This window comes from Myroides sp. LJL116 (assembly GCF_054871685.1).
The window spans coordinates 46,528-60,055 of record NZ_JBTXLR010000011.1 but is presented as its reverse complement, the minus strand read 5'-3'; the positions used below and the strand labels follow the sequence as shown (position 1 = coordinate 60,055).

11 protein-coding genes are annotated in these 13,528 nt (G+C 33.4%); 8 read left to right on the top strand and 3 right to left on the bottom strand.

All coding sequences use genetic code 11. The annotated features are described in order from the left end of the window. Nucleotides 1-182: 182 nt before the first annotated feature. From ACYSNM_RS09640 to ACYSNM_RS09625, 4 genes are all read left to right on the top strand, one after another. Nucleotides 183-2,561, top strand: a complete 2,379-nt coding sequence (locus ACYSNM_RS09640; protein ID WP_461756699.1) for a TonB-dependent receptor domain-containing protein — start codon at nt 183-185, stop codon at nt 2,559-2,561. Nucleotides 2,562-2,663: 102 nt separating this feature from the next. Next, nucleotides 2,664-3,680, top strand: coding sequence for an endonuclease I family protein (locus ACYSNM_RS09635; RefSeq protein WP_461756698.1), 1,017 nt, complete (start codon nt 2,664-2,666; stop codon nt 3,678-3,680). Nucleotides 3,681-3,822: 142 nt separating this feature from the next. Further along, a complete protein-coding gene (locus ACYSNM_RS09630; protein WP_461756697.1) occupies nt 3,823-4,131 on the top strand; it encodes a hypothetical protein in 309 nt (102 codons plus the stop codon). A gap of 9 nt (nt 4,132-4,140) precedes the next feature. Beyond that, nucleotides 4,141-4,515, top strand: a complete 375-nt coding sequence (locus ACYSNM_RS09625) for a hypothetical protein (RefSeq protein WP_461756696.1) — start codon at nt 4,141-4,143, stop codon at nt 4,513-4,515. Between the two features lie 103 nt (nt 4,516-4,618). On the opposite strand, the gene ACYSNM_RS09620 is transcribed toward ACYSNM_RS09625, so the two are convergent. Both ACYSNM_RS09620 and ACYSNM_RS09615 read right to left on the bottom strand, forming a co-directional pair. Beyond that, a complete protein-coding gene (locus ACYSNM_RS09620) occupies nt 4,619-5,290 on the bottom strand; it encodes a sterol desaturase family protein (RefSeq protein WP_461756695.1) in 672 nt (223 codons plus the stop codon). A 37-nt stretch (nt 5,291-5,327) separates the two neighbouring features. Then, on the bottom strand, nt 5,328-6,332 hold the full coding sequence (locus ACYSNM_RS09615) for a 3-oxoacyl-ACP synthase III family protein (RefSeq protein WP_461756694.1): 1,005 nt from the start codon (nt 6,330-6,332) through the stop codon (nt 5,328-5,330). A 141-nt stretch (nt 6,333-6,473) separates the two neighbouring features. On the opposite strand from ACYSNM_RS09615, the gene ACYSNM_RS09610 reads away from it, so the two are divergent. The 3 genes from ACYSNM_RS09610 to ACYSNM_RS09600 all read left to right on the top strand — a co-directional run bounded on the left by ACYSNM_RS09610 (nt 6,474) and on the right by ACYSNM_RS09600 (nt 10,282). Beyond that, a complete protein-coding gene (locus ACYSNM_RS09610; RefSeq protein WP_461756693.1) occupies nt 6,474-8,891 on the top strand; it encodes a S9 family peptidase in 2,418 nt (805 codons plus the stop codon). Between the two features lie 382 nt (nt 8,892-9,273). Further along, nucleotides 9,274-9,840 carry a Panacea domain-containing protein gene (locus ACYSNM_RS09605; protein ID WP_461756692.1) on the top strand — a complete coding sequence of 189 codons (567 nt, stop codon included), beginning with the start codon at nt 9,274-9,276 and terminating at the stop codon, nt 9,838-9,840. Nucleotide 9,841: 1 nt separating this feature from the next. After that, on the top strand, nt 9,842-10,282 hold the full coding sequence (locus ACYSNM_RS09600; protein ID WP_461756691.1) for a hypothetical protein: 441 nt from the start codon (nt 9,842-9,844) through the stop codon (nt 10,280-10,282). A gap of 128 nt (nt 10,283-10,410) precedes the next feature. Here the strand turns inward: ACYSNM_RS09600 and ACYSNM_RS09595 are convergent, their stop codons facing one another. Then, complete coding sequence (locus ACYSNM_RS09595; RefSeq protein ID WP_461756690.1) at nt 10,411-11,373, bottom strand: ABC transporter ATP-binding protein; 963 nt, start codon at nt 11,371-11,373, stop codon at nt 10,411-10,413. Between the two features lie 332 nt (nt 11,374-11,705). Between ACYSNM_RS09595 and ACYSNM_RS09590 the strand changes: the two genes are divergently transcribed. Further along, nucleotides 11,706-13,496: a hypothetical protein gene (locus tag ACYSNM_RS09590; protein WP_461756689.1), complete on the top strand. Its 1,791-nt coding sequence runs from the start codon at nt 11,706-11,708 to the stop codon at nt 13,494-13,496. The last annotated feature ends 32 nt before the right edge of the window (nt 13,497-13,528 follow it).

The window sequence follows — 13,528 nt, the reverse complement described above, 5'->3', positions numbered from 1 at the left end:
AGCTAGAACAACCACTTTTACTGTCTATTTTCGACCAACTACCAATAAACTACGACTAAAGCCCACTTTACTACTTTAAAGCATAAAATACATGGTTAGTTTAAGAGGACGCATAAAAGAGACCTTTGGTCGAAAAAGCAGAATAAACCAGTAGTAGAATAATCATATTTGAAAAAAACATCATGCGAAATATTATTTTTACTATTGTATTACTATTATGTAGTTTCTTACTCTGCGCCCAAGAAGTAGTCGTAAAGGGAAACTTTGTAAACCTTGAGCAACAAGATACAAATTACACCTTAGAAATCATCAATACTTCCAATCTTATATCCTATCCAACCAAAATTGAGCAAGACGGAAGATTTCACAAAGCCCTAGAAAAGGGAGAATACCTGTTATTGATAGAACAGAATAATTTATTTTGGCAAAAAAACATTCTTTTAAATAGTGACTTGGATCTAGGTAAGATCTTCCTAGATACCGATAACTCACTAGATACCCAATTAGAAAACATCACTATTACAACTAAAGAAAAAATTCTACAACACAGCAAAGACAAGGTCATTTATAATGTGCAAAACAATCCCCTTGCTATAAATTTAAATACCATGGAGGCTATGGAGTTATTACCTGGATTTACTATAAAAAACCAAGAACTACACCTTAGTGGTAAAAGTGGTATAATCTTACTTATCGATGGCAAACAGACCTACTTAAGCCAGGAACAACTAAACCAATACCTTCAAAATACAAGCGCCTCAGATATCAAATCCATTGAGCTTCTGCGCTCCCCTGGGGCTAAGTACCAAGCTAGTGGTAATGTAGCTGTGGTGAATATAATTACTAAAAAACCACTTAAACAAACCTATTATGCTAGTTTTGGTGGTAATTATAGAAGATCCGAAAAGTCCTCTCAAAGTTATAACGCCTCTTTAAATTTGAACAAAGATAATTTCCATTTACAAGCTCAAGGCAATCTAGGAGATAGAAGGTTTTTAAGACAGTGGAATAACAATATTTTTTATCCTCTGCAAACCTGGGAGTCAAAAAGTAAAACCAACGCTAAGAATTTATTCTACAATTTTCGCATTTTCTCTTCTATGCAACTAAGTTCTTTATGGGAGGTGGGATTACAGTATAGTAATAATTCCTACAATTACAAAGGTATTACTAACGAAAACACAAAAGTAATACAAGATAAAAACCTTATAAAAACCCTCACAGGCCCAGGGGCGACAAAGCAAAACTATAGACAAAACATCTTTAGTCTATATACTACTTACACCATAGATACCTTGGGTAGTAAATTATCGGTAGATTTAAGCCAAATCTCCAACAATAGTCCAGAGAGTAACTCCACAGATAGTTATGTGAATTTCCCCAATCCCTCATACCAGGAACTTTTAATGCAAAGTAGTAGCTATAACAAAAACAAAGTTAACAGCATTGTATTTAAAGTAGACACAGACCTTATTTTTGGTAAAAACTCCCTTTCTTTTGGCGGTCGTTTATGGCATTCTAAAAGCACAAATAACCTAAGTGGCATGCTAGAAGATCATACTTTAGAAAACCTGCCAATAAAACTAATTAATGACACTTATATCTATAAGGAGAATAATCAAAGTATTTATGGTTCAATGGCCAGAGAATTAACACAAGATCTCTACTTCAAAGTAGGCCTTAGACTAGAGGCTATGCAAACTAATTCCTTATTACTAACCAAGCAAACACCGCTAAAACAATCCTTTTTTCACTACCTACCTTCTTTATTGTTTTCCTATAAAGATAAGAGCAACAACCAATGGAGCATCTCTTATGATAGAAGTTTACAACGTCCAAGCTTCGAGAGCCTTAATCCTTCAAGAGTGTATAATACCTATTATTCCTATAATGAGGGCAATCCATTTTTAACTCCTGTTAAAACCCAAAGTATTGCTATTCATAGTGTGATTTCCAATTATAATGCCACTTTATTTTACAATAAGTATAAAAATCTCTTTACTCAAGTGCCCCAAATAAACCCAGATACCAATGAAAACAACTTTATATGGATGAATTATTTAAACACCCAAGAAATTGGCCTTATTCAAAACTATGCTTTACAGCCCTTACCCTTTTGGAACACCTCTAATGAGCTGAGCTTTAGCTATAAGAAGACGCGAATTATACAAAAAACAGATCCAGATACCAAGGGATGGAGTGCCTATGCCTCTAGCTCAAACTCCTTTAATTTAAACTCGAATAAAACCTTAGCCTTCTCTTTTACCTATACTTACTACTTTAAAAGTGTTTACCAAAATTCCCATGAGTCCCCCTATTCTAACTTAGATATGAACTGGAGTTTAAAGCTCTTAAAAAACAAACTTCATATTACTTTAAGAGCTACGGATATTTTCAAGAGTATGCCAAGAAACTATGGACAAAGCAATGGAGTCCCCTTGCTTTTTTTCAATTATTGGGATAGCAGAGCACTTAGTTTAAATGTAATTTACACCATCGACAAAGGCCTTAAAAATAGTAGATCTACCTCTAGAGTAGAACAAGAACTCAATAGAAAATAGAACTTAAAATAGGTTAAAAAAGTGGAATTGTTTTTTTTAACTACTAAATACTTAATAACTTAGTAGCAGAATTAACAATTCCCACTTTAAACTATCGGCTTTATGTTCAGAAAAATACTCTTACCACTTCTTAGTGTTTTTATATTATCTATCCATGGTTGTTCCTCTTCGGACGATACCTTAGTGGAGACTACCCCACCGGTAGAAAAACCTGAGCCTCCTACAGATCCTGTTCTTCCTCCAGAAAAACCTGGAGAAAATAATGCCGATTATATTCCAATAGAACAAGATCAAAAGGCCTACTATAAACAAATAGACTTCACCCTAAGAGGAGTTGCTTTACAAAGTGCGTTACGCGAATTAGTAACTAAAACCCAAACTCCCCTTTCTTATACACCAGGTATATGGGAGGCTAGTAAAATAACCGACCAAGATCCAGATAATCCGGATAATGTTTTACTTATTTACGGATGGCCAAAAGGACAGGAGAAAACCATTTCGGAACTTCGCTCCTTTCCAAAGGATCAAAGGTATACTACTGCCAATGAGCGTTGGAAAAAATGGGAAAGAGAACACGTATATGCCAAAAGTAGAGCTAATCCAACCTTGCAAACAAGTAACTCTACCATGGATCTCACTATTGCTTATGTAGCAGGAAATGATGCCCATAACTTACGTCCAATTAATGGACTAATTAATGAAGAAAGAGGAAATAAGAAATTTGGAGATGCTCAAGGTAACTCTAGGGCTTTAGCCAATGGTATGTGGTATCCTGGAGATGAGTGGAAAGGAGATGTAGCTCGTATGCTTTTATATATGTACCTTAGATATGATCAGCAGTGTTTGCCAACCAATATTGCTAGTTTACCTTTACTTGTAGACCCTATCACAGGTCAAAGAGATATGGTACAATTACTTTTAAAATGGAATGCACAAGATCCCCCTTCTATTATTGAGCTACAAAGAAACCTGTATCATGGTAATAAAGAAAACACCTATGCCCAAGGCAATAGAAATCCCTTTATTGACAACCCTCATTTAGCCAATTTAATTTGGGGAGAACAAATAAATGCAAACTTGATTGCACCAAGTTTATGGGAAAAAATAGAGAAGGAGTAATAACAAACTATTGCTATTTTTTAAATATCTATGGATTTTGCTACTGACAAATAGGTTAAGAATTCGAAGTTTTTTAAAGCATTTTTTTTAACCTATTAATATACGCATCTTTGCAAAATTAATTTTAATCAGATCTTTTAAGATGTCTAAACATTATATTATTTGTCAAAATTGTAGAACAGAAAATGTAAACCAAGATTACTGCTCGAATTGCAATGAAATAATAAACATTCAACTCAAAAGAGAACTTGCTCAAAAAAAGGTGGTGGAGAAAAGAATTCAAGAGGAAATTAATCGCCCACCCACTAAAATTGAAAAGAAGATTCAAGCCCTAGAAAACCACTCCAATATTCTTGTAAGAGGTGTAGTTCGTCTAATAAAAGGAGTATATGTTGTGGTGATGACAATCGGAGCTATTTTTGCCTATATAATCTCCATGATACTAGCTTAAAACCATTTTATGAGCCAAGATAAGTTTTTGCTAAATATATCCTTTAAACAGCTTCTTTGGGGGTTATGTGTCTTTATTGCAACTAGTATTTACATTTGCCAAAGAACAGGTATGCCGCTTTATCCTTGGATCAACAATTATGTGAATGACTTTTTAACCCTGCCTATTATTTTAAGTATAAGTTTATTTATTGTTAGAAAAATAAAAAGGGATCCTTTACTTACTTTACCTATCTATTTGGTTTTATTAGTAGCTAGTTTCTATAGTGTGTATTTTGAATATTACCTTCCAAAAGTAACCTTTAGATACACGCAAGATCCTATAGATGTAGTTCTTTATTTTTTGGGAGGACTTGCTTATTATTTTATTAATAAACGCTACTAAAAAAAATATGGCCTTATCTTTTATAAAGACAAAGCCATACTTTCCTGTTTTACTTAAAATGTATAAGTGATATTTATTTTTCTATATTCTTAAAAGATACGTTTTACTTTTGTTTTTTCTCAAACATTAGCTCTTTCACTTTTTCCTTGTCCTCTTTTTCTTTGTTTAAGTCAAACATCGTTCCAAAGACTCTATCCCAAAAAGTGTTACTTACCCCAAATCCTAACTCTTCATCCTTATAATGATGAAGATGGTGATTTCTCCATAAAGGCTTCATAAACTTAAATGGTGGAGCAAATGCATGTATAGCATAATGCATAGAAGCATATAGTAAATACCCAATCATAAAACCAGGAAAGAACCCAAAGGTGTATCCTCCTAGAATTAGATACTGTATACCAAAAATAATTCCTGCCAACAATATACTTGGTACTGGTGGCATAAAAAGCCTTTGTTTGTCCCTTGGAAAGTGATGGTGATTACCATGAAAAATATACGCTACTCGAGCTAAACTTTTGTTTTCACTTACCATATGGAACAAATACCTATGGGCTAAGTATTCAAAAAACGTCCAAAAAAGAACTCCTGAAAAAAACAATATTACCAAAGCTAAACCACTTAGATAATAGGTAGAGTATCCTACATATAATATATACGAAAGTAGCGGAATATACATTCCCCAAATCACCAAAGGATTCCCCTTTGTTAGCATCTCTAAATAAGGATTCTCAAATAATCTAGCTTGACCCTTATTGTTAATTTTCTCGAATTTCATACAAATATTAACTTAACTTTAAGCTAATATACGTTTTTTACCATTCTAAAACAACACTTCCCCATGTAAATCCACTTCCAAAAGCGGCTAAAACTACGATATCCCCTTTTTGAATCTTACCTTGTTCAAAGGCTTGAGTTAGGGCAATTGGAATAGAAGCAGCGGTTGTGTTTCCAAAATATTGAATGTTATTAAATACCTGATCATCTCTTAATTCGAACTTTTGCTGAATGAACTGAGAGATTCTCAAATTGGCCTGATGAGGAATTAGCATATCAATATCCTTTACCTCTAAGTTATTTGCTTTTAAACCTTCTTTGATTACCTCACTAAAGCGAACTACTGCATTTTTAAAAACAAATTGACCATTCATATGTGGGAAATAACTCTCATCTAAAGGGTCATTATCGGCTAAAATATCACTAACCCATCTACCTCCCATACCAGGAGCAGTTAAGGCAAGTTCCTCGGCATATTGTCCCTCCGAGTGAAGATGGGTAGATAAAATCCCACTTTGATCTTCACTGCGAGATAAAACCGCAGCACCAGCACCATCTCCGAAAATAACAGAAACAGCTCTTCCTCTAGTGGTAAAATCTAATCCTTTAGATTGTACTTCAGCACCTACTACTAAGATGTTTTTGTACATCCCTGTTTTAATATATTGATCTGCTACGGATAAAGCATAAACGAATCCTGAGCACTGGGCTCTAATATCTAATGCTCCTACAGTATCTAATCCCAATTCTTTTTGTAAAGTAACTCCAGGTCCAGGAAAATAATAATCCGGACTTAATGTAGCAAAAACCACAAAATCAATGTCTTTAGGTTCTACACCTGCACGCTCCATTGCAATTCTTGAAGCTTTCACTCCCATGGTAGAGGTACTATCCTCTGGTAAAGAAACATGTCTTCTTTCTTGTATACCTGTTCTTTCTCTAATCCACTGATCGTTGGTATCCATAATCTTGGATAAATCATCATTGGTAACTATATTATCTGGAACATAGTAACCCAATCCTGTTATTTTAGATCTATACATTGGTTGAATTTGATTTAATTACCTAACAAAAATAACAATAATTCAATCAAGGTGGCCCTATTTAGGGATTAATTAGGCTTATAAGCAAGTAGATTTCAAATATTTAATCTATATTCGTGCCACTAACCAAACCTATTGTTAATGAAAATAATCAGAACAACAATTTTATCCTTATTCCTAGTAAGCGCCATGTACGCACAAGAAAATGTTACCTACCAGATGCCATCATCTGAGATTTTAGAATTAGCAGAATTCCAAAGAGCCCCAGCTGTATCAATAGATAAAGACATGCAATATATGTTGCTATCTTATCGCGATACTTACAAAACTTTGGAAGACCTGAATTTAAATGAAATCAAATTAGCTGGACTTCGAATCAATGTAGATGCAAACATTTCTAGCACAACTACATTTGTAACTAACCTTAAAATAGGGCAAGTTGGCTCTACAGTAGAGGTTCAAGTAAAAAACTTACCTGCTAAAGCTCGCATTAGCAATATTACATGGTCTCCAGATCAAAGTAAAATTGCCTTTACAAACTCGGTAGCTAACGGAACACAATTGTGGGTAGTGGATGTAAAAACAGCCATTGCAACCCAATTAACCGATGCTACATTAAATGCCAACTTAGGGAATCCTATTTCTTGGTATAATGACAACAAAAGAATCTTAGTTAATGTTATTCCATCTAATAGAAAACCATTAATTGATACAAGTAAAAATATACCTGCAGGACCAATTGTTTCTGTAAGTGAAGGAGTAGTTTCTTCTAATAGAACTTACCAAGACTTACTTAAAAACAAGGCTGATGAAGCTAACTTTGAAACCTTAGTTACTTCTGAACTTCACACAGTGGATATGCAAGGTAATAGCACTTTGTTTAAAAAAGGAGATTTATACTTAAATCAAAGTTTCTCCCCTGATGGACAATATGTTTTAGTTAGTGCATTACAAAAACCATTCTCTTACCTAGTGCCATTAAACCGTTTCCCAATGCAAAGTTCAGTTTATGACTTAAATGGGAACTTAATTAAGGTAGTAAACCAATTGGAGCTTAATGAAATTTCTCCAAAAGGTTTTATGGCTGTTAGAGAAGGGAAAAGAAGCATGAACTGGAGAGCAGACAAAGCTGCTACTTTATACTACGTAGAGGCATTAGATCAAGGAGATCCAAATATCGAGGTTGAATATAGAGACCAACTGTTTTCTTGGGATGCACCATTTAACCAAAATCCACAACCTTTAATTAAATTAAAACAACGTTTCTCAGGAATTGGATGGGGGAATGAGCACTTAGCAGTAGTATATGAGCAGTGGTTTGACACTCGTAATATCAAAGCTTTCTTATTCGACCCTACTAAAGAAGACTCAGGTGTTTTAATCGAGGATAGAAACTCACAAGATGCCTATAGTGATCCAGGAAATTTTGAATTTACTAGAAACCAATTTGGTAGAAATGTTTTACTTATTAACAATGACAACCTTTACTTAATTGGAAGTGGTTTCACACCAAAAGGACAATTCCCTTTTATTGATCAGTTCAATACAAAGACTTTAAAAACAAAAAGACTTTATCAGTCGACTTATACAGATAAAGCTGAAAATATTCAAAGTATAGAAGATATTAAAAAAGGATTAGTGCTAGTTTCTATCCAAAGTCCAACAGAATATCCTAACTATTACTTATTAAATATTGATAAGAAAAATAGCTTAACACCAATTACTCACTTCCAAAATCCATTCAAGGCTTTAGAAGGAGTACACAAAGAAATCATTACTTACCAAAGAGAAGATGGTCTTCCACTTTCTGGAACATTATACCTTCCTAAGGGATATGATAAAGAAAATAAAACAGAAAAACTACCTTTATTAATCTGGGCTTACCCAAGAGAATTTAAAGATAGAAATAGTGCTTCACAAGTAACTAATAACTCTAATGCTTTTACTTTCCCTAGCTATGGTTCATTTATCTACTGGGTAAATAAAGGATATGCAGTATTAGATGACGCTTCTTTCCCAATTGTTGGAGAAGGTACACAGGAGCCTAACGATACTTTCGTTGAGCAATTAGTTGCCAATGGTAAAGCGGCTATTGATGCAGTAGACAACCTTGGATACATTGATCGTTCAAGAGTTGGAGTTGGAGGTCACTCTTATGGAGCATTTATGACAGCTAACTTACTTACACATTCCGATTTATTCGCTGTAGGAATCGCGCGTAGTGGGGCTTATAATAGAACTCTTACTCCTTTTGGATTCCAATTAGAGCAAAGAAACTATTGGGAAGCACCTGAGGTGTATACCGATATGTCTCCATTTATGAATGCAGAGAAGATGAAAACTCCAATGTTATTAATCCACGGAGAGGCAGATAACAACTCTGGAACATTCACTCTTCAAACAGAGCGTTATTTCCAAGCTTTAAAAGGATTAGGAGCTCCAGTTAGAATGGTTATCCTACCAAAAGAAAGCCATGGATATGTTGCTAAAGAAAACATCATGCACACTTTATGGGAGCAAGATCAATTCTTAGAAAAACACTTAAAAAACAAAAAATAATAAAAGCATAAAAAGGGGCTGTTTCAGTTGAGACAGCCCCTTTGTTATTTTAGACCCTTTATAGTAGATAAATTCTTTACATCTTTTTATATATTCAAGTATTTTATTACTAAAAATGATTCAAAAATTAGAGTCATCCTAGGTTTTTAGTATCTGTACGATTGCGTTTTAAAAGTTTTATATTGGCATATACCTCCTATCTATCCTTAGGTGTGTCTTAACTCTATGTTAGGTATTTATCACTTTTGCATTAGTTTTATATTAGTTTTAACATTTAAAATGTGTACATTTGCAACATATACTAAAACAAAGTAACTCATTGTATTTAAGTTAAATACAATGATATATCAAAACAAACATAACTTCTTAAAACTTCACCCTTATGACTAAGAAAGAGTATGTTATATTAACGGAGGAACAGATTGATAAAATAGGTAATACTTTAATCTATTTATCAAATTCTTTAGGAGAAATGTCCAAAACAAAAATATTAAAGCTGCTTTACTTGTTAGATGAAATATCTATTAAAAAAAGTGGGATTCCATTCTTCAACTTACAATATAAAGTATGGAAGTATGGTCCAGTTTCTGAGGAGATTTTCATTGATTTAAATGAAGATTTATCAATATTAAAGTCTTTTATCTCTAAAAACGAGGAAGGTAATTTCATTGCTATAAACGATTTCAATGATGATGAGTTTAGTAATAATGATATCAAACTAATGAATCAGGTTATTACGTCCTATGGAACATATACAGTTAAAGATTTAGTTAATATAACACATAGAGAAAATGCCCCATGGTATATTGCTGCAGTAGAGAATAATGTGTTAGAGCTATTAAATACAGAAAAAATTAATAACACGGAGATTGTCTTGGATTTTTCTCATCTAATAGCACACGATGAAATGAAGCAAAGAATTTACAAAGACTATTTAGAAACACATTAAGATGTTAGTTCCTGGTAATATAATATATTTTGATCCATTCTATTTCAAGAATGGCAAGCCAGCAAAGCCTAAATATTTTTTAGTAGTAAGCGTTAATGAAGACAAGTCTATAATTGCATCATTACCTTCTAGTCAAGATTTTGTTCCCTCTTATTCAGAAATAGAAAAAGGATGTTGTGAATTACCTCATGCGAACTTTAATTGTTTTATTATACGACCTGATGAGGAAGTGACCAAATGCGGTAAATCATTCCCATTGAAAACTTACCTATATGGTCACCTATTAGATTTTTACTCTAAAGAAGCTTTGACTATACAATACCCCAATGAAGGATCAGATTATCATATCTGGGGAGAAATGAGAGAGGATATATTTCAAACTATCAAACAATGCTTCCTTCAATCTGACAACGTTAAGAATAAGTTTAAAAAACACATATAACTGAGCAACGTGGGTACTGATAAAGTAACCTTCTCTTAAGCGACATAATTTATACTCTGTGTATAGAGCAAAAAAAATGTAATCCACAAAAGTAGATTACATTTTTTTATATTGGTATACCTAAGGTATTATTGGTATTTCTTTAAAGCTAATTTGATCTGTGTTCCAGGCTGAATATATACTGGACTATCAAAACAAATACTTCTCTCAGGAGTCAAAGCACATTTAACTAAATAGCCATCTCCTTTAAAGTAGTTATCCTCTATGGTTACATCTAATTTACCTTTGGTATTACTACGCATTAACTGATGAGGATAGATTAACATTAGTTCATCAATTTGAGGATTATCCATAAAGTCAGAGAAATACAATTCATTTACCTCTCCAAATAAAGAAGCTACATATTTACTACTTGGGTATTCATATACCTCATGAGTAGGTCCTAAATCTACTACTTCCCCTTCTTTTAAGACGATCGTTTGATCTGCAAAGCCTAAAGTATCTAAACTATCATGTGTGGCTACAATACAGCTAATACCTTGTTGTTTTAAATAACTAAAAAGTCCACGACGAAGCGAACTTCTCTTAGAGTAATCAATATGAGAGAATGGTTCATCTAATAAAAGCAACTCTGGATCACTTGCTAGTACTCTAGCAAGAGCTACACGTTGTTGTTGTCCACCACTTAGATTTTTCACCTTTTGATCTGCGTACTTTTGTAAATCAACAATCTTTAAAAGCTGATCAATACGCTCTTCCTTTTCCTGTAAGTTCGTATTAGATAAATGCTTACCTACATTTTCCTTTACTGTTGTATAAGGCATTAAGTCGAAATCCTGAGCTAGGTAATGCATCTTTTCTGCTCCTGGAATTAGATTATAAGCTGGACCAAGTACTGGTTTATTATTCCAATAAATATTACCCTTATCCAAATCCTGCAGACCATAAATAAGTTTTAATAAAGTACTTTTCCCACAGCCGCTTTCTCCAATTAAAGCCACGTGTACGCCTTTTTCTAAAACTAAATCAATATCTTTTATGATGGTTTTCCCGGGTGTATAACTAAACGATATATTCTTAAGTACTAACATTATTATTTTTTATGAGATACAAATATAATAATAATAACATATTTGAAAACGAAACTAGATTTTAATATCTATTTTTTTATCCTAGCGCTACTATTTTACTACATTTTTATAAAAGCATTGTATTTTTCTTGGTGCTTTTCTATGCAGTTCACTGCTATAAAATTCCCACTAAAAACACGGTATATCAAAGCTTAAAGCTATTTCTAAATTACAAAAACACATCTATACACCTCAAGGCAAATACATTAAAGAAAACAAATATCCTATGATTTATATCAAGGTTAAAATTATTTTTTAATCCAAACTTACCGGGATTTTAAAAAACTACACCCATGAAAATACCCATGCAATCTTTTCACATTCCTGTAATGGGATTAGCCTATACCATTGATACTCCAATACGAGTAGCCCAATATGGAATCTCTTCTGTGGTTTCTGTGATGGACGATGAACTTATGGAACAACTCAATTGTTTTTACAGTGAAAAATTCAAATTGCCATATGAGAAAATATCCAGAAAAATGGAAGATTTCAGAGCCAAAAGAATAACCAATTACCTCAACACTTTAGATACTATTGTGAAAAAGAACTTGGAGTCTTTAAAACAAAACTTATTAAACAATCCAGGGTCCATTACAGACTTTATAGGAATGTTACCTAAGAGTTCTGTAATAAAAGAGCAACTTCAAAAGTATATAGATGGTCATATTTGCTCTAGAAAAATCAAAGATTTTTTAGATACCCACTTACACGGAGGAGATATAGATGTAAATATTATGACCAAAGTAGATAGACAGGCTTTCGATAAAAACACCCCCTTACCTACTTTATACAATGATGCGCATGCTGCTTTAAGGGGATATGCCCAAAGCAATCTGCATTCTAGTGTTGTTTTATCAGCTGGAATGAATCCTAAATTATTTTCTTATTTTGAATCCTTCCCTGACTTTTTCCCGAGTGAAAAGGGAGAGCTCAACAAAAAGATCGTACTTAAAGTAAGTGATTACCGCTCTGCTTTATTACAAGGAAGTTATTTAGCAAAAAAGGGATTATGGGTAAGTGAATACAGAGTGGAATCTGGTTTAAATTGTGGAGGACATGCCTTTGCAACTCAAGGCTATTTACTTGGGCCAATCTTACAAGAATTTAAAGACAATAAAGAAAAGCTTCAAGAGACTACTTTTGCCCTTTTACAAACGGCATTAACCCAAAAAGGGTTAAGAGTACCAACCCATAAAATGCCAATTAAAATATCTGCTCAAGGTGGAGTGGGAACAAATGCCGAGCATCAACTTTTGCTGGACTATTACAAGGTAGACTCCGTGGGTTGGGGCAGTCCTTTTTTATTAGTAGAAGAGGCTACTTCGGTGGATAAAGCAACTAGAGAACTTTTGCAAAAAGCACAAGAGAAGGATCTTTTTTTAAGCAACTACTCTCCTTTAGGCATCCCCTTTAATACCATAAGAGGCAGTAGTAATGATTACTATAAAAACCAACGTATAAAACAAGAAAAACCAGGTAGCGCATGTACACGTAAGTATCTTGCTTTAGATACTAGCCATGATCCAAAGGGACTTTGTAGTGCTTCTTCTAAGTTTCAGAAAATTGCCCTAGAAAAGCTCGAAGCGCAAAGAAAAGAATTTAGCTTGATGGTCTACCAAAACAAAAAAGAGGCTATCACACAAAAAGCATGTCTTTGTATTGGATTATCTAATCCTAGTTTAATGGAACATAACCTTGATTTGAAAGGTCAAAAACAAGGAGTTGTTATTTGTCCTGGTCCTAATATGGCTTACTTTAATCAACAAGTAAGCTTAAAGCAAATGATTGAACATATCTATGGTCAAAGGGATCTTATCAATCATCCCAATCGCCCCAACTTCTTTATCAAAGAACTTGGAATGTATGTAGATTACTTTAAAGAGGAATTAAAAAACACAAGTGTCGCTGATGCTAAGCAAAAAGCAAAAAAGCTACAAAGCTTCAAAGACAATCTGCTCCAAGGCATCCTATATTATCAAGAACTTATTCAGCACAATGTAGATTACTTTGATAAGCAATTACAAAGTAGCATTCAGGCTTTATCTAACTATAAAAAAGAATTACTACTTATAAAAGTATAAATAGCTTTATTAAGCCTTATAAAGGATTAGTA

Coding starts and splice junctions, on each gene's coding strand:
- ACYSNM_RS09640 (WP_461756699.1), top strand. CDS start 183: ATGCGAAATATTATTTTTACTATTGTATTACTATTATGTAGTTTCTTA.
- ACYSNM_RS09635 (WP_461756698.1), top strand. CDS start 2,664: ATGTTCAGAAAAATACTCTTACCACTTCTTAGTGTTTTTATATTATCT.
- ACYSNM_RS09630 (WP_461756697.1), top strand. CDS start 3,823: ATGTCTAAACATTATATTATTTGTCAAAATTGTAGAACAGAAAATGTA.
- ACYSNM_RS09625 (WP_461756696.1), top strand. CDS start 4,141: ATGAGCCAAGATAAGTTTTTGCTAAATATATCCTTTAAACAGCTTCTT.
- ACYSNM_RS09620 (WP_461756695.1), bottom strand. CDS start 5,290: ATGAAATTCGAGAAAATTAACAATAAGGGTCAAGCTAGATTATTTGAG.
- ACYSNM_RS09615 (WP_461756694.1), bottom strand. CDS start 6,332: ATGTATAGATCTAAAATAACAGGATTGGGTTACTATGTTCCAGATAAT.
- ACYSNM_RS09610 (WP_461756693.1), top strand. CDS start 6,474: ATGAAAATAATCAGAACAACAATTTTATCCTTATTCCTAGTAAGCGCC.
- ACYSNM_RS09605 (WP_461756692.1), top strand. CDS start 9,274: ATGACTAAGAAAGAGTATGTTATATTAACGGAGGAACAGATTGATAAA.
- ACYSNM_RS09600 (WP_461756691.1), top strand. CDS start 9,842: ATGTTAGTTCCTGGTAATATAATATATTTTGATCCATTCTATTTCAAG.
- ACYSNM_RS09595 (WP_461756690.1), bottom strand. CDS start 11,373: ATGTTAGTACTTAAGAATATATCGTTTAGTTATACACCCGGGAAAACC.
- ACYSNM_RS09590 (WP_461756689.1), top strand. CDS start 11,706: ATGAAAATACCCATGCAATCTTTTCACATTCCTGTAATGGGATTAGCC.